Origin of the sequence: Sphaerotilus sp. (assembly GCF_013299175.1) — a bacterium.
Taxonomy (GTDB): Bacteria; Pseudomonadota; Gammaproteobacteria; order Burkholderiales; family Burkholderiaceae_C; genus Sphaerotilus.
Map to the genome: position 1 here is coordinate 1 of NZ_JAAFKF010000044.1, position 16,120 is coordinate 16,120.

Consider the following 16,120-nt stretch of genomic DNA (forward strand, 5'->3'; position numbering starts at 1 on the left):
TCGGCTTGCAGCAGGTCTTCGGAGAGCCGTTGCAGCACCTGCTGCTGCAGCCAGAATTTATCCATGGGAAAGGTAGGCATCTCGAACAAGCGGGGACAAGCGGGGGTCAGGTTTTGATTATGAAGGACTCATTGCCCCGACCGGAAAGGGACGGGGCGCGAAATGGTCGCGGGTCCAGGCGGAGGGGTCGGCCTGAAAATCGCAAGTTCTGATACACCATCAGAAGAACGCAGGGGGAATCGACATGCACACGCATGCACACAAGAAAACGCTGTCCGAGCGGGACATCTGCACCCAGTACCTCGTCCCGGCCCTCGTGCAGGCCGGCTGGGATCTCCACCGCCAGGTGCGCGAGGAAGTCACCTTCACCCGCGGTCGCGTCATCGTGCGCGGCAAGCTCCACAGCCGCGGCCAGGCCCGCCGCGCCGATTTCATCCTCTACCACCAGCCGAACCTGCCGCTGGCGGTGATCGAGGCCAAGGTCAACACCCTGCCGGTCGGCGCCGGGATGCAGCAGGCGCTGGACTACGCCGACGCGCTGGGCGTGCCCTTCGTGTTCAGCTCCAACGGCGACGGCTTCCTGTTCCACGACCGCACCGGCACCGGCGCCCAGGTCGAAACCGCGCTGACGCTGGACCAGTTCCCCGGCCCCGATGAACTCTGGCGGCGCTACTGCCAGTGGAAGGGCCTCGACGGGCCGGCGCAGACCCGCGTCGAGGCGCCGTACCACGACGACGGCTCCGGCCGCCTGCCGCGCTACTACCAGCTCAACGCCATCAACCGCACCGTCGAGGCCATCGCCAGCGGCCAGAACCGCGTGCTGCTGGTCATGGCCACCGGCACCGGCAAGACCTACACCGCCTTCCAGATCATCTGGCGCCTGTGGAAGAGCCGGCAGAAGCGGCGCATCCTGTTCCTGGCCGACCGCAACATCCTGGTGGACCAGACCCGCAACAACGACTTCAAGCCCTTCGGCCAGGCGATGACCAAGATCGCCAAGCGGCAGATCGACAAGTCCTACGAGGTCTACCTCTCGCTTTATCAAGCCGTGACCGGCGCCGAGGAAGACCAGAACATCTACCGCCAGTTCTCGCCCGACTTCTTCGACCTGATCGTCGTCGATGAATGCCACCGGGGCAGCGCGTCGGCGGACTCCGCCTGGCGCGAGATCCTCGACTACTTCGGCAGCGCCACCCAGGTCGGCCTGACCGCCACGCCCAAGGAAACCAAGGACGTTTCCAGCCGCCACTACTTCGGCGAGCCGGTCTACAGCTACAGCCTGAAGCAGGGCATCGACGACGGTTTCCTCGCGCCCTACAAGGTCGTGCGCATCGACTTCGACAAGGACTTGCAGGGCTGGCGCCCGCCCAAGGGCCAGCGCGACAAGCACGGCGAGGTGGTCGAGGACCGGATCTACAACCTGCGGGACATGGACCGCGCCCTGGTGCTGGAGCAGCGCACCCAGCGCGTGGCGCAGAAGATCACCGACTTCCTGCGCCTCAGCGGCGATCCGTTCCAGAAGACCATCGTCTTCTGCGACGACATCGACCACGCCGAGCGCATGCGCCAGGCGCTGGTGAACCTGAACCCCGAGCGGGTCCGGGAGAACCGCAAGTACGTCATGCGCATCACCGGCGACGAGCAGGAAGGCAAGGCCGAACTCGACAACTTCATCAACCCGGAGGCCCGCTACCCCGTCATCGCCACCACCAGCAAGCTGATGAGTACCGGCGTCGATGCGCAGACCTGCAAGCTCATCGTGCTCGACCAGCACATCCAGTCGATGACCGAGTTCAAGCAGATCATCGGCCGCGGCACCCGGATCAACGAGGACCACGGCAAGTTCTGGTTCACGATCATCGACTTCAAGAAGGCCACCGAGCTGTTCGCCGATCCGGCGTTCGATGGCGAGCCGGTGCAGGTCTACGTTCCCCAGGGGGATGACTCGCCCGTGCCGCCCGATGACGGGCCGATCGACGGCGAGACGGTGATCGGCGAGGACGGTTTGCCCGTGGTGCCGCCGGGCCAGCTCGGTGGGGGTGACGGTCTGGGCGATCTGGGCGACCTGGGCGGCGGCGAAGGTCCGGGCAAGCGCATCAAGTACGTGATCGGCGATGTCGCGGTCCACATCGTCGCCGAGCGGGTCCAGTATTACGGCGCCGACGGCAAGCTCATCACCGAGACTCTGCGCGACTACACCCGCCATTGCGTGCAGAAGCAGTACGCCTCGCTCGGCGACTTCCTGCGCCGCTGGAGTGGCGCCGCGCAGAAGAAGGCCATCATCGACGAGCTGGCCGCGCAGGGCGTGCTGTGGGAGGCGCTGGAGGACGAGGTGACGGCCAAGCTCGGCAAGACGCTGGACCCGTTCGACCTGATCTGCCACGTCAGCTTCGACCAGCCGCCGCTGTCGCGCCGCGAGCGGGCCGACCAGGTGCGCCAGCGCGGCTACTTCGCCCGCTACCAGGGCGTGGCGCGGCAGGTGGTCGAGGCGCTGCTCGACAAGTACGCCGACACCGGGGTCGAGCACATCGAAGACCGCAAAATCCTGCAGCTCGACCCGTTCAGCCGGCTCGGCGCGCCGGTGGAGCTGCTCCAGGCGTTCGGCGGCAAGGACGGCTATGCCCGCGCCGTCCACGACCTCGAACAGCAGCTCTACGCCTGAGCTTTGCCTCCTCTCTTTCACTGAATTTCACTGAAAACACGTTCCATGTCACTCAGCGGTTCCATCAAATCCATCCAGGACATCATGCGCAAGGATGTCGGCGTCGATGGCGACGCGCAGCGCATCGGCCAGCTTGTCTGGATGCTGTTCCTCAAGGTGTTCGACGACCGCGAGCTGGAGCGCGAGGCGCTGGAGGACGACTACCGCTCGCCGCTGCCCGAGCCGTTCCGCTGGCGCCACTGGGCGGCCGATCCGGAAGGGATGACCGGCGAGGCGCTGAAGAGCTTCATCGACAACGAGCTGTTTCCCGGCCTGCAGGGGCTGGAGAGCTACAGCGCGGCGCCGGCCGCGTTCGTGATCCGCGGGGTGTTCGAGGACGCCTACAACTACATGAAGTCCGGGCAGTTGATCCGCCAGGTGATCAACAAGATCCAGGAGGGCGTGGACTTCAACAAGGCGCAGGAGCGGCACGCCTTCGGCGAGGTGTACGAGCAGTTGCTGCGCGACCTGCAGAACGCGGGCAACGCGGGCGAGTTCTACACGCCGCGGCCGGTGACCGAGTTCATGGTGCGCCGGGTGGACCCGACGCTGGCCGAGAAGGTGCTGGACCCGGCCTGCGGGACGGGCGGGTTCCTGACCTGCACCATCGAGCACAAGCGCCGGCACTACGTGAAGACCGCCGCCGACGAGCAGGTGTTGCAGGCCAGCCTCCACGGCGTCGAGAAGAAGCCGCTGCCGCACCTGCTGGCGACGACGAACATGGTCTTGCACGGCATCGAGGTGCCGAGCCAGATCCGCCACGACAACACGCTGGGCCGGCCGCTGATCAGTTGGGGGCCGAAGGAGCGGGTCGATTGCATCGTGGCGAATCCGCCGTTCGGGGGCATGGAAGAGGACGGCATCGAGACCAACTTCCCGGCGGCCTTCCGCACGCGGGAGACGGCCGACCTGTTCATGGTGCTGATCATGCATCTGCTGAAGGACGGCGGGCGGGCGGCGGTGGTGCTGCCGGACGGCTTCCTGTTCGGCGAGGGCATCAAGAGCCGCATCAAGGAAAAGCTGCTGACCGAGTGCAACCTGCACACCGTCGTGCGGCTGCCCAATGGCGTGTTCAGCCCGTACACCGGGATCAAGACCAACCTGCTGTTCTTCACCAAGGGCGTGCCGACGCGGGAGGTGTGGTTCTACGAGCACCCGTATCCGGCGGGGTACAAGAACTACTCGAAGACGCGGCCGATGCGGATCGAGGAATTCGCGGTCGAGGAGGCGTGGTGGGGCGATGCGGCGGACGGGTTTGCCGGGCGGGTGGAGAACGAATTTGCGTGGAAGGTCAGCGCCGAGGAATTGAAGGCGCGGAACTGGAATCTGGACTGCAAGAACCCGCATGTGGGCGAGACGGTCAGCCACGATCCGGAGGAACTGCTGCGCGAATACGCCCGGATGCAGGCCGAGATTGCGGCGCTGCGGGACCAGCTCAAGGGCGTGCTGGCCGAGGCACTGGAGCGTGACGCATGAGCCGGCTGGTCACGGATCACCTGCCGCTGCTGGCGGGGGCGCTGAATGGGGTGAAGAAGCTGCGGGAGTTGATTCTGGAGCTGGCGGTGCGGGGGAAACTCGTGGCGCAGGATTCGGGTGATGCGGCAGTTAATTCCGATAGCGAGGATGGCTGGCCTTTTTTACTACCAAGTGCATGGCGCTGGTGTTCACTCCGCGACCTCCAGCCCGATTTTCAGAATGGTGCATCGAGTCGTGGAGACCCTGACGGTGACAGCATCGTCGTTTTAAGACTTGCAGACATTAAAGCAGGTGAAATTGACCTCACAAATGTGAGAAACCTGAATTTGAATGCAAGCGCAGTCGAAAAATACAGACTCAATGCCAATGATATTCTTGTAATCCGTGTCAATGGAAGTGCGGATCTTGTCGGTAGATTTATTTCTTGCCAAGAAGACATTGATGCAATTTATTGCGACCACTTTATACGACTGAGATTGCCTCGACATTTGATAAATGCAAGATATTTGCAAATAGCCAGCAACTCAAAAACCATACGATCGAGAATTCAGGATTTATTTGTCACAACGGCGGGGCAGAAAACCGTTAATCAAGGACATATTGGATCTTTGCCAATTCCTCTTCCGCCAAGTGCCGAACAAAACCGCATCATAGCCAAAGTCGATGAACTGATGGCCCTGTGTGACCGCCTAGAAACTCGCCAGTCCGACGCCCAAGCCGCGCACGCCCGATTGGTGGACGAGTTGCTGGGGAGATTGTTGCAGGCTCGGGATGCGGAGGATTTTGCGGAGTGTTGGGGGCGGGTAAAGGAAAACTTCGATGTGCTGTTCACGACTGAGCAAAGCGTTGACGCACTGAAGCTGGCTGTCATGCGAATAGCAGTGTCGGGCAAGCTTGTAGCGCAACACAATTGCGATAAGCCAGCAGGGACGATAATTTCGGAGCTTGCAAAGCATTGGGAACAGAAGCGAAATTCACGCAAAGCATCCCTTTCCGAAGTCCCCGTCGTAGAACATAAGCACCCGCTACCTGAATCTTGGGTATGGGCAAGGTTTGGATATGTAGCTGAAACCCGCCTAGGGAAAATGCTGGATGCTGCAAAAAACAAGGGGATGCCAAAACCGTACTTGCGAAATACAAATGTCCAGTGGGCAAGATTCGACCTAAGCGACCTCAAGGAAATGCGCCTCGAACAGGACGAGCTGCAGGAATACTCCGTCAAAGCCGGAGACCTGTTAATTTGCGAGGGTGGTGAACCTGGCCGCTGCGCCATCTGGCGCGAAAGTGATCGCGAAATATATTTCCAGAAAGCTCTGCACCGCGCTCGACCTCTTTGCGGAATATCGTCCGACTACCTGCAGATCTTTCTGACGGTCGATAGTCTATCGGGCTCGCTGTCCGCTCTATTTACCGGAGCGACGATCAAACACTTTACCGGCGAGAAACTGGAGCAGTACGTAATTGCCCTTCCTTCAATTGGTGAGCAAAACCGCATTGTTGCCAAAGTTGATGAACTGATGGCGTTGTGCGATCGAGTCAAAGTAAAGCTGGTACGGGCGCAGGCGTTGAACGAGCGGCTGGCAGGGACTTTGGTTGAGCGGGCGGTGTTGTGATAATTTTCTGTGCAAGGTGCGGCAGACGACTGCTGCCGGCTTCTTCCAGATGAACGGCAGCGAGGTTTACAGATGAATATCCGAACAGGTAAGCAGGCGTTTTTCAGTGACCGAAACCGGCCAGCAGTCAATAAGCATCAGAAGAATGCATCAAGCGCCCTCACCCAGTCTGTCAGCTCGAACTTCCTCCGTGATGGCTTGACTGCAAGCTCGCTTGTCGCAGTCCGTGACGGCGATAACGAGGCAGGGAAACAGACACCAAAGACCAAGCTTAAAAGAATCAGGCCGTGCGCTGTGATGTTACCAAGGCGAGGCTAAAAGTAGTGGGCGCCTTTGGGATGTCGGGCAAGTCCATCTGCCGCTCAGAGGCGGGAAGCTCGATATCGTCAATACGCTGAATGGGCAAGCTCGCAGTCGTTGCGAGCGTTAGGACATCACGGTCATTGGTAATGACTTGAGAACATCCGTTCACCTTCCCGATTGCTACAATCTGCCAATCGACTTTGATTTTCTGCCAATCCGCAGTTTCAGGCAGAGGCGCCCGCTTGTGTCCACCCGTAAGGCGCGCAATGCGGTGGAGTTCTGCACAGGTGTGCGCGGCCCTCTGGTCGAAGCTGGCGATGACAATATTACGGTTCTTCGTGAGCGTTTGTATAATCCCCTCGGATGCTGCACCTGCGTTCACAAGATACTCAGATAGGGCCGGGGTCGGTACGACGATTTTTCCACGCCTGGAAACAATACTACTGAGCAACCAAGACAGCTTTTGATGGCGCAACTGGTTTTGCTTCGTTCCGCCCTCTCTGTGGTCGATCAGGTGAATAAGAAAGTTGGCGTCAACAAGTACACGCATCAATCATTTCCCCTGAATTTTTCTAACTCTTCGATTGGATCTTCAAAATCATGCCATCCATTGCCAGGAATCCCCCCGAGGCTCTGGAATAGCTCATCCAAGGGGCGGGCGTCTAGGCGTTCATAGGAGGTCACCTGCATTCCAGTGCAGGACCACTCCCCAACCTCGTTGCATTGCCATGTGGCGATGCCGGAAACGCGAATTTCCTCCCCAAACAGGAAGCGTGCAAACTCGCGAGCCAAGTCACGACCCTTGACCGTCACGTCAACGTAATTATCTTCGTCCGTCATCAAGGTCATCGGCACAGTTTCATCCCTGCCGCCGATCTTGATGACGGTGCCTATAATCTGGTCGGCCTGCTTGACCGTTCGCGGCTCAAAGCTGGGTTCTGACCTAGCACGACCGGGGAAGTCGATGATGATTCCATCGGAGTTGTTTTTTAGCTCTGCACTCCAACCCCGCGTGCCCAAGTATTCATTGAGCTTGTGAATCGTGGCAGGTTTGTTGGTATCGGCTTCAGCCTTGGCGTGTAGTAGCCGTACTCGAACATCATCAATCGCCGGGTCCATGACTTGGACTTGAAGCCTTGCGCTCCCTTGTTTCAATCCTTTAAAACGAAGTTGCGCTGCAGACCCCAAGAGGTCCGAAAGGTGCTTTGCAACTATGGCAAGCGCATCTAATGGCAAGTCGCGGGGCTTCGTGCCCTTTATCCGCAACTCATATGTCCAACCTAGGGACTTCATGGAGTTTTTGACAAGTGAAAGCCAATCAAATTCTTTGTGTGCAGGATACAGGAACTCGCAAGCCCTGCCAAGTCTCGTCTATGCGGGGCGTCTTCCATTGTCGCGGCAGTTGTTGGCGCTGGCGAGCGCTTGCACTGTCTTTTGTGGTCTTCTTGTTCGCGGCTCCATTCTGGTGCTGGTGATAGTCACGGCGATTGGGGCATGAGCAAGGCGGGTGGGCGAGGTACGTGAAGGTAGTACGAGTGGTGAAGAAATGCCGGAATATTTTCATGACCGCTTCCTAGGCGGATCAACGCATAGTTTTGCTCTATGCATGTCGGCAACGAGTCGATATCGGCCATACTGATACTATAGTAACTTGCGAGTAGCATATTGCCAAAACTGCGACTCAATCCAGGGTGGGTCGTCTTATTTCTTTGGCCCCGTCTTCCATTGCGTCCGGAAGCCAAGCGATCGATTGAAGTCAAAGGGATTGCAGCAGGTGACCCCCATCGCCTTGCACACGTCAGGAACCTTGCGGTTCTGGCGCTGCTTTTTGGGTTGAGAAGTCTCGACGGTCACAACGCATCGCCCTTTGGCCGCCATCCCGTAAGCGATCAAGAACGGATCGCGTCCGATTTGATCGACCTCGTCGTCGGTCAGGTCAGGTGCATAGCCTTCAGCAATTACTTTGCGCAAGAGGTTTGGATTAACATCCTCATTGAGCAGCAAGGCTTTCTTGTTCGCAGCATCCTGAATCCAGGCGAAGAGCAGATCTTTCTCAGCGTCGCTCGGGCCGTCCTTGACTTCCTCGAAGATTTCAAACGGCATCTTCACATACCCTTGGCTACCCATATAGGCCAGCCATTCCCAGTATTCAGGAACGCGGTCTACCGGGTAGTAAGAGTTATTGGCCGTGATCAGAACGTTCGCGTCGATTAAATACAGCATCGAACAACCGATCAGGCAGAAAGCGAAAGCAACGGGTAAACGCTCCGGGGTTTGACCCCCAGCACCTTGGCAGCCTTGGACGGCGACAGCGCCCCCGCATCCGTGTAGCGCCTAGCGAAGTCCAGCATGGCATGGCCCAACCGATGACGCCGCACGACGTAGTAGCTCGGCCCGCTGGAACCCTTCGATTTGTCCTTCTCGCGCCGCCGCTCTACGGCCCAGCGTTCACTGATGCCGGTTTCCAGCCGCAGCCAGACCTCCCGCGTGATGCGGCCAGTCTTGAAGAGGCTGTACGCCACCATCTGGCGACTCACACGCCAGCGGTTTGCCAACACGGTCACCTGCTGGATCTGCGCATCGAGATCATCCCCGACCACCTGCAGTGCCTGGAGATCCACCGGCGACAGTAAGAACGCCCCCGCCACCTCGTTGCAGAATCGCTCGATCTTCATTTCCGGCACCCCACCGCTCACCCCCGTCGCGCCCAGCCACAGGTGCGCGAGTTCGTGCAGCAGCGTGAAGGACCACGCGGCCTTCGCATCCCCGTCGTTGATCACGATGAACGGCGCGATGGGATCGGCAATGGCAAACCCCCGGAAGGCGCTCACCGGAATCGCCGAGTGGTGGCTGCCCAGATTCCCCGCCAGCAAGACGAACACGCCCGCCTGCTCGGCCCGCTCGCGCAGCAGGGCAAACGCCTCCCCGGCGTCGTTCTTCTGCCGGTACTCCGTGCGCGTGAGGCCGAGCTGCTGCTCGATGGACTGGACCAGCGCCGCAACCCCGTCCGCCACTCGGGCCGACCCGATGAACGCCAGCGGCTGCGTGTCCTCGTCATCCTCCAGCACCGTGCGCACCAGCCGCTGCCGCGCCCGCAGGTCACGCACCAGCGCATCGACCTCGGCATTGGCCGCCGTCGTCTGATCCGCGGCGACCGTCCGGAAGTCTTCGCCGCGATCCCCCTTGCGCGGCGGCGCCGGCAGGTAGAAGGTCAGCAGCGAGCGGTGGTACGCCTTCGCCATGTGCGACAGCATCGTTCTCGACGGCGCCTTCTCGCCTTGCTCGATCGCCAGCAACGACGCGGCAACGATCCCGATGACCCGCGCCGCGTCCTCCAGCGCAAGGCCGGCACTCTCTCTTGCCCATCGAAAAACGTCTGGATTGAAGGCGGTTTCCATAGGGAAGTCAGTGTACCGACGCGGGTGCGCGGCGACACCGCCCCGAACCCTCGATCAGCTCAACCCGCCAGCATCTCCATCGGCACCGAAAACCGCCCCGCCAGCGCCTGCACCTGCCGCAGATTGAGCCGCCGCTTGCCGGCCAGCACCTCGGACACCACGCCCTGCGAGCCGATCTCGGGCAGGTCGGATTGCCGCAGCCCGTGCGCTTCCATCAGGCTGGCGAGCACGCTGGCCGGGGTGCTGGTGTCGGGCCACGGATGCACGCGGTGCTCGTACTCGCGGATACGGTCGGCTGAGATTCGGTGCGGCGCCGGGGACGGCAACCGTGGCGATTATCCAGAATTATCTGCATGGAGATAATTCATCTCAGGGCGGGGGTTCTGCACTGAACCACCCCGCATACGGCGTGTTCTTGACCAGATGCCGATTGAAATCCTGGGCGCCGTCGGTCCACCAGACGGGGCCGCGCTCGCCCAAGGCCACCTTGGCCGCGTGAACCGCCGCACGGGCCGCGGCCAGCCGCACGGCATCTCCTGCGCGGCCCGCGTCCCGGATGTCCCTGCGCGCCTGCATGAGGTCGCGCACCAGCGCCGCATGCAGGTCTGGCGCGAGACCGGGATTGGCCGCTCGCCACAGGCGGCCACGGACGACGATGTACCGGCCATCCGGCGTCGCGAGCGGTTTCAAGGTCAGCCGCGCCGCGCCGCCTCGATCGCCGCCACGTCGATCTTCGTCATCTGCATCATCGCCTCGAACACCCGCTTGGCCGCCGCCCGATCCGGATCGGCGATCGCCGCCACCAGCGCCCGCGGCGTGATCTGCCATGACACGCCCCACCGGTCCTTGCACCACCCGCACGCGCTCGCCTGCCCGCCGTTGCCGATGACCGCGTCCCACAGGCGGTCGGTCTCGGCCTGGTCGTCGGTCGCCACCTGGAACGAGAAGGCTTCGCTGTGCGGAAAGATCGGGCCGCCGTTCAATCCGATGCAAGGGATGCCCATCACGGCGAACTCCACCGTCAGGACATCGCCCTCCTTGCCCATCGGATAGTCGCTGGGCGCCCGATGCACCGCGCCCACCGCACTGTCCGGGAACGTCTCGGCGTAGAAGTGCGCCGCGTCCAGGGCGGCGCCGTCGTACCAGAGGCAAATCGTGTTCTTGCTGACCATGGCGGTTCTCCAGGCTGGGGGAACATGGGCGTTCACGGCGTGATTCGTCCCCGCCAGCTTGCCATCAACCCCGCCCACTTCCCCCGCACCTTGGCGAGATTCCCCGCCTTCACCCGCCCATACCCCCGGATCTCCTCCGGCAGCCGCGCAATCTCCACCGCTGCCCCCAGCCGCTCCGCCGACAAGCGCCCCAGCACCTCCTCGATCGCCGCCCGGTACTCGCCGACCAGCGCCCGCTCGGTGCGCCGCTCCTCGGTCCGGCCGAACGGGTCGAACGCCGTGCCGCGCAGCCCCTTGAGCTTCGCCAGCCACGGCATCACCCGGTGCATCCACGGCCCGAATGCTTGCTTGACCGGCTGGCCCTGCGCATCGGTCTTGCCGAGGATGGGCGGCGCGAGGTGGTGGACGAGCTTGAATTCGCCCTCGAACATCGCCCCGATCTGCGCCGCAAACGCCGGGTCGCTGTGCAGCCGGGCGACCTCGTACTCGTCCTTGTAGGCCATCAGCTTGAACAGGTAGCGCGCCACCGCCTCGGTCAGCTTCGTGCTCGACAGCGGCGCCTCGGCCGTGCGCACCTTGCTGACAAACGCGCGGTACTCGTCCGCATAGGCCGCGTTCTGATACCCGGTGAGGAACTCCACCCGCTTGCCGATCACCTCGTCGAGCGACGGCCGCTTGACGATCTGGATCACCTGCTGCGCCGCATACAGGCTGCGCACGCTGGCCAGGTCATGCGCGCAGCGGCGGCCCCACTCGAACGCCGCCTGGTTGTTCGCCACCTGCACGCCGTTCAGCTCCATCGCCTTCAGGATCGCCGCCCGGCTCAGCGGGATGCGGCCCTTCTGCCACGCGAAGCCCATCAGCAGCGGGTTCGTGTAGATCGAATCGCCCAGCAGTTGCACCGCCGCCTGCTCTGCGTCGAACGCGCCCAGCCCGTCCGCGCCGACCGCCGCCGTCAACGCGGTGTCGCAGTTGCCGGCCGGAAACTGCCAGTCCGGGTTGTGGACAAACCCCGCCGTCGGCGCCCCATGGTTGTTGAGCGCCACGAAGGTGCGCCCAGCCTGCATCGTCCCCAGCGTCGCCTTGTTCGCGCCGACGATCGGGTCGCAGGCGATGACCAGATCGGCGCGGGCGATGTCCACCTTGGTGGTGTGGATCGCCTCAGAACGGTTGGCGATCTGGATGTGGCTCCAGGTCGCGCCGCCTTTCTGCGCGAGTCCGCCAGCGTCCTGCGTGACGACGCCCTTGCCTTCGAGGTGCGCCGCCATGCCCAGCACCTGCCCGACCGTGATCACGCCCGTGCCGCCGACGCCCGCGACGACGATGCCCCACGCACTTTCCGCTACCGGCAGCACCGGCTCAGGCAACGCGGGCATTGCGGCCAGATCCCCGCGCTGCTCCTTCTTCGGCTTCTTCAACTGCCCGCCCTCGACCGTGACGAAGCTCGGGCAGAAGCCCTTCACGCAGGAGAAGTCCTTGTTGCACGAGTTCTGGTTGATGCGCCGCTTGCGGCCGAACTCGGTCTCGATCGGCTCGACGCTCAGGCAGTTGCTCTGCTCCGAACAATCGCCGCAGCCCTCGCAGACCAGCTCGTTGATGACGACGCGCTTCTCCGGGTCGGCCATCGTGCCGCGCTTCCTGCGGCGCCGCTTCTCGGTGGCACAGGTCTGGTCGTAGATGATCGCCGTCGTGCCCTTGCGTTCGCGGAACTGCCGCTGGATCGCGTCGAGTTCATCCCGGTGATGCACCGTCACGCCCGGCAGCAGCGCCGCGCCGTCGTACTTCGCCGGCTCGTCCGTGACGATGACCAGCTTGGTGACGCCCTCGGCGAGCACGCTCTGCATGATCTGCAGCACCGAATGCCCCTCCGGCCGCTCGCCCACGCGCTGGCCGCCGGTCATCGCCACCGCGTCGTTGTAGAGGATCTTGTAGGTGATGTTCACCCCCGAGGCGATCGACTGCCGGATCGCCAGCAACCCGCTGTGGAAGTAGGTGCCATCGCCGAGGTTGGCGAAGACGTGCGTGTCGGTGGTGAACGGCGCCTGCCCGACCCAGGCCACGCCCTCGCCGCCCATCTGGCTGTAGGTGACGGTGCTGCGGTCCATCCACACCGCCATGAAGTGGCAGCCGATGCCGGCCAGTGCCCGCGAGCCTTCGGGCACCCGCGTGCTGGTGTTGTGCGGACAGCCGGAGCAGAACCACGGCGTCCGGTCCCCGACCACCGCGACGGGGGTGGCCAGCGCCCGCTCCTTCGCCGCGATCACGTCGAGCCGCTGGTCCATCCGCGCCGCGATGTCGGCCGGCACGCCGAGCTTCTTCAGCCGCTGGGCGATCACCTTGGCGATGATCGCGGGCGTCAGGTCGGCCTTGGCGCGCAGCAGCCAGTGCTGGCCCGGATTCGGCATCGACCACTCGCCGCCGGTCTGGTCGCCTTCCGGCTCGTCGAACTTGCCGAGCACGTTGGGCCGCACGTCGTCGCGCCAGTTGTACAGCTCTTCCTTGACCTGGTACTCGATGACCTGGCGCTTCTCCTCGACCACCAGAATCTCTTGCAACCCGCGCGCGAACTCCCGCGTGATCGTCGCCTCCAGCGGCCAGACCACGCCCACCTTGTGGACCCGGATGCCCAGCGCCCGGCAGGTGTCGTCGTCCAGCCCCAGATCGGCCAGCGCCTGGCGCATGTCGTTGTACGCCTTGCCGCTGGCGATCAGCCCGAAGCGGTCGTTCGCGGTCGCCACGACGTTGTAGTTCAGCCGGTTGGCGCGGATGTAGGCCAGCGCGGCGTACCACTTGTGGTCCATCAGCCGCGCCTCCTGCTCCAGCGCCGCGTCGGGCCAGCGGATGTGCAGCCCGCCGGGTGGCATCTGGAAGTCCTCGGGCATCAGGATCTGCACCCGGTCCGGCTCGATGCTGACCGACGACGACGATTCCACCACCTCCTGGATCGTCTTCATCCCCGCCCAGACGCCCGAGTAGCGGCTGAGCGCCAGCGCGTGCAGCCCCAGATCGAGGATTTCCTGCACCGTGCTCGGGAAGAACACCGGGATGCCGCACGCCTTGAAGATGTGGTCGCTCTGGTGCGCGGCGGTGCTGCTTTTCGCGACGTGGTCATCGCCGGCAATCGCCAGCACGCCGCCGTGGCGCGCCGTGCCCGCCATGTTCGCGTGCTTGAAGACATCGGCGCAGCGGTCCACGCCCGGCCCCTTGCCGTACCAGAGGCCGAACACGCCGTCATGCTTTTTCGTCTGCGGGAACAGGTCGAGCTGCTGCGTGCCCCAGACGGCGGTGGCGGCGAGTTCCTCGTTCACGCCGGGCTGGAAGACGATGTTCTGCGCGGCGAGGTGTTTCTTGGCAGCCCAGAGGGACTGGTCATACGTGCCGAGCGGCGAGCCGCGGTAGCCGCTGATGAAGCCGGCGGTGTTCAGCCCGGCGGCCTTGTCGCGCTGCTGCTGGAGCATCGGCAAGCGAACCAGCGCCTGCACGCCGCTCATGAAGGCGCGGCCGTGGTCGAGCGTGTACTTGTCGTCCAGCGTGACCGCGTCGAGCGAGCGGCGGACGGCATCGGGCAGAGGGGCGTTCATGCAAGGACTCCAGCGCGGGCAACCGGACGGGCCGCCAATGCCAGAAAGTGTAGGCATCCACGCCCGACAGGTGTTTTCTTTTCATGCCCTGCTTACACTGTGCGCAGCAAGCATTTGAACAAGACAGGTCCATGAACGAAACAGCATTGCCGCAATCCTCTGATTCAGGGAAAACCCGTATTTCTGCCGACGGGGGACTCGACCGCTACGACATCGCCATCCTGGCCGAGTTGCAGCGCGATGCCCGGCTCACCAACGCCGAACTCGCCACCCGCATCGGCCTGTCCGCGGCCCCGGCGTGGCGGCGCGTCAAGCGGCTCGAAGAGGAGGGCTACATCACCGGCTACCGCGCCGAGATCGACCGCCGCAAGATCGGCCTGGGCGTGCTCGCCTTCGTGCGCGTGGACGCCGACCGCAACAACGCCGACGCGGTGCGCGGCTTGGAGGCGGCCTTGCGGGCGATGCCGGAGGTCGTCGCCTGCCACTACATCAGCGGCACCGGCACCTTCGAGCTGCACGTCGTCACCACCGACCTCGACGCCTACTCGCGCTGGGCGAGGGAGGCGCTGTTCACGTTGCCCCACGTCAAGGACATGCACACCAGCTTTTCGCTCGGCGAAGTGAAAGCCGGCGCAGCGTGGCCGCTCGGGCACCTCACGCATTCAGGCGGGCGGGGCTGAGGGGTGGGAATATTCCACGGAATCGGGGAAGATCAGCCCGGATTCTCCCCCTCCTTCCGTGCCGTGACTGCTCTGTGAACAGCTCAACAACCCCCGTGGCCGACTGGCTGCTTGGCCCTGCGGGTCCGCAACGCTGGCGTGTGACCCAGAGCCTGCTGGCGCTGGGGGCGTATGCCGTGCTGACACTGGTGCTGGCCTGGCAGTGGCGGCTGGACCTGATCCGCACGCGGGCGGCGCTGCCGCTGGGTCTGTCCGGACTGGCCTGCGGCATGGTCTTCTACGGATTGACCCGCAGCGGCGGCAATTTGCTGCTGCAGCGGCGCTTTGGCTGGGAGCCCTCGCTGACGCTGGCGCAGTCGATCGCCGGGCTGGTCGGCGCGCTGTGGATCTACCTCGTGGCCGGGCCGACACGGGGTGCGGCGCTGGGCTTGCTGGTGCTGGTGGTCGTGTTCGCGATGTTCCGGCTGGGGCCGCGCGAGGCGCTGGGGCTGGCTGCTGCTGCGCTGCTGCTGCTGGGGGCGGCCTCGCGCTGGCTGACGCTGTCGGACGCCTTCCACTTCCCGGCCGATGTCGAGGCGCTGCACATGGCCTACACCACGGTGGTGCTCACCGGCGTGGCGCTGCTGGCGATGCGGGTGACGCAACTGCGCGAGCAGCACCAGCAGCAGCGTGTCGCCCTGCAGCAGGCGCTGACCCGCATCAGCGAACTGGCCACCCGCGACGAGCTGACGGGCCTGCCCAACCGCCGCGCCATCCTCGACCAGCTCGCCACCGAAACCGCCCGCCATGCGCGCAAGAAGCTGCCGCTGGCGGTGGCGCTGATCGACCTCGACCACTTCAAGCGCATCAACGACCAGCACGGCCACGCCGGCGGCGACCAGGTGCTGCGCGGCTTCGCGCACCGGGTGGAGTCCGAGCTGCGCGGCGGTGACGTGATGGCGCGCTGGGGCGGCGAGGAGTTCCTGCTGATGCTGCCCGATACCTCGGTCGAGGCAGCGCAGCAGTGTCTGGATCGGCTGCGCGAGCGGCTGCGCCAGACGCCGTTCGACGAGGTGTCGCCGGGCCTGTCGATCACGTTCTCGGCGGGCGTCACCGGCTGCCTGGGGCAGGGTGACATTGACAGTGCGATCGAACGCGCCGATCAGGCGATGTACCGTGCCAAGCAGGCGGGGCGGGACCGGGCCGAATTTGGCTGA

The 16,120-nt window shown here is 63.6% G+C and carries 13 protein-coding genes; 5 read left to right on the forward strand and 8 right to left on the reverse strand.

The features are described 5' to 3' along the window. Positions 1 to 244: 244 nt before the first annotated feature. Genes hsdR through QZW52_RS09540 form a run of 3 tightly spaced genes read left to right on the forward strand, consistent with a single transcriptional unit; the run spans position 245 to position 5,790 of the window. Positions 245 to 2,662, forward strand: a complete 2,418-nt coding sequence (hsdR, locus tag QZW52_RS09530; RefSeq protein WP_293997815.1) for an EcoAI/FtnUII family type I restriction enzme subunit R — start codon at positions 245 to 247, stop codon at positions 2,660 to 2,662. Positions 2,663 to 2,707: 45 nt separating this feature from the next. Then, complete coding sequence (locus QZW52_RS09535) at positions 2,708 to 4,177, forward strand: type I restriction-modification system subunit M (protein ID WP_293997817.1); 1,470 nt, start codon at positions 2,708 to 2,710, stop codon at positions 4,175 to 4,177. Next, positions 4,174 to 5,790 (forward strand): restriction endonuclease subunit S, encoded by a 1,617-nt coding sequence (locus QZW52_RS09540; RefSeq protein ID WP_293997819.1) that lies wholly within the window; start codon positions 4,174 to 4,176, stop codon positions 5,788 to 5,790. The genes QZW52_RS09535 and QZW52_RS09540 overlap by 4 nt, the downstream gene beginning before the upstream one ends. 280 nt (positions 5,791 to 6,070) lie before the next feature. Here QZW52_RS09540 and QZW52_RS09545 read toward each other — a convergent pair whose 3' ends face one another. The 8 genes from QZW52_RS09545 to QZW52_RS09580 form a co-directional block, all read right to left on the reverse strand. Further along, positions 6,071 to 6,643, reverse strand: coding sequence for a hypothetical protein (locus tag QZW52_RS09545; protein ID WP_293997821.1), 573 nt, complete (start codon positions 6,641 to 6,643; stop codon positions 6,071 to 6,073). Beyond that, entirely contained in the window at positions 6,643 to 7,212 is a 570-nt protein-coding gene (locus QZW52_RS09550) for a hypothetical protein (protein WP_293997823.1), read from the reverse strand. The genes QZW52_RS09545 and QZW52_RS09550 overlap by 1 nt, the downstream gene beginning before the upstream one ends. Before the next feature lie 582 nt (positions 7,213 to 7,794). Further along, positions 7,795 to 8,316 carry a DUF4411 family protein gene (locus QZW52_RS09555; protein ID WP_293997825.1) on the reverse strand — a complete coding sequence of 174 codons (522 nt, stop codon included), beginning with the start codon at positions 8,314 to 8,316 and terminating at the stop codon, positions 7,795 to 7,797. A gap of 11 nt (positions 8,317 to 8,327) precedes the next feature. Next, the gene (locus QZW52_RS09560; RefSeq protein WP_293997827.1) at positions 8,328 to 9,491 is read right to left on the reverse strand and encodes an ImmA/IrrE family metallo-endopeptidase; all 1,164 of its coding nucleotides are present in this window, start codon (positions 9,489 to 9,491) and stop codon (positions 8,328 to 8,330) included. A 59-nt stretch (positions 9,492 to 9,550) separates the two neighbouring features. Next, positions 9,551 to 9,757, reverse strand: coding sequence for a helix-turn-helix domain-containing protein (locus tag QZW52_RS09565; RefSeq protein WP_293997829.1), 207 nt, complete (start codon positions 9,755 to 9,757; stop codon positions 9,551 to 9,553). Positions 9,758 to 9,860: 103 nt separating this feature from the next. After that, on the reverse strand, positions 9,861 to 10,181 hold the full coding sequence (locus QZW52_RS09570) for a hypothetical protein (RefSeq protein WP_293997832.1): 321 nt from the start codon (positions 10,179 to 10,181) through the stop codon (positions 9,861 to 9,863). A 2-nt stretch (positions 10,182 to 10,183) separates the two neighbouring features. Continuing rightward, positions 10,184 to 10,663, reverse strand: coding sequence for a VOC family protein (locus tag QZW52_RS09575; protein WP_293997834.1), 480 nt, complete (start codon positions 10,661 to 10,663; stop codon positions 10,184 to 10,186). A 32-nt stretch (positions 10,664 to 10,695) separates the two neighbouring features. Continuing rightward, positions 10,696 to 14,244, reverse strand: coding sequence for an indolepyruvate ferredoxin oxidoreductase family protein (locus QZW52_RS09580; RefSeq protein ID WP_293997837.1), 3,549 nt, complete (start codon positions 14,242 to 14,244; stop codon positions 10,696 to 10,698). 131 nt (positions 14,245 to 14,375) lie between these two features. On the opposite strand from QZW52_RS09580, the gene QZW52_RS09585 reads away from it, so the two are divergent. Both QZW52_RS09585 and QZW52_RS09590 read left to right on the forward strand, forming a co-directional pair. Next, positions 14,376 to 14,924, forward strand: a complete 549-nt coding sequence (locus tag QZW52_RS09585; RefSeq protein ID WP_293997839.1) for an Lrp/AsnC family transcriptional regulator — start codon at positions 14,376 to 14,378, stop codon at positions 14,922 to 14,924. A 74-nt stretch (positions 14,925 to 14,998) separates the two neighbouring features. Continuing rightward, entirely contained in the window at positions 14,999 to 16,120 is a 1,122-nt protein-coding gene (locus QZW52_RS09590) for a GGDEF domain-containing protein (RefSeq protein ID WP_293997842.1), read from the forward strand.

What these genes read in the sequence shown, in the direction of transcription:
- hsdR (WP_293997815.1), top strand. Translation starts at nt 245, where the DNA reads ATGCACACGCATGCACACAAGAAAACGCTGTCCGAGCGGGACATCTGC.
- QZW52_RS09535 (WP_293997817.1), top strand. Translation starts at nt 2,708, where the DNA reads ATGTCACTCAGCGGTTCCATCAAATCCATCCAGGACATCATGCGCAAG.
- QZW52_RS09540 (WP_293997819.1), top strand. Translation starts at nt 4,174, where the DNA reads ATGAGCCGGCTGGTCACGGATCACCTGCCGCTGCTGGCGGGGGCGCTG.
- QZW52_RS09545 (WP_293997821.1), bottom strand. Translation starts at nt 6,643, where the DNA reads ATGCGTGTACTTGTTGACGCCAACTTTCTTATTCACCTGATCGACCAC.
- QZW52_RS09550 (WP_293997823.1), bottom strand. Translation starts at nt 7,212, where the DNA reads ATGGACCCGGCGATTGATGATGTTCGAGTACGGCTACTACACGCCAAG.
- QZW52_RS09555 (WP_293997825.1), bottom strand. Translation starts at nt 8,316, where the DNA reads ATGCTGTATTTAATCGACGCGAACGTTCTGATCACGGCCAATAACTCT.
- QZW52_RS09560 (WP_293997827.1), bottom strand. Translation starts at nt 9,491, where the DNA reads ATGGAAACCGCCTTCAATCCAGACGTTTTTCGATGGGCAAGAGAGAGT.
- QZW52_RS09575 (WP_293997834.1), bottom strand. Translation starts at nt 10,663, where the DNA reads ATGGTCAGCAAGAACACGATTTGCCTCTGGTACGACGGCGCCGCCCTG.
- QZW52_RS09580 (WP_293997837.1), bottom strand. Translation starts at nt 14,244, where the DNA reads ATGAACGCCCCTCTGCCCGATGCCGTCCGCCGCTCGCTCGACGCGGTC.
- QZW52_RS09585 (WP_293997839.1), top strand. Translation starts at nt 14,376, where the DNA reads ATGAACGAAACAGCATTGCCGCAATCCTCTGATTCAGGGAAAACCCGT.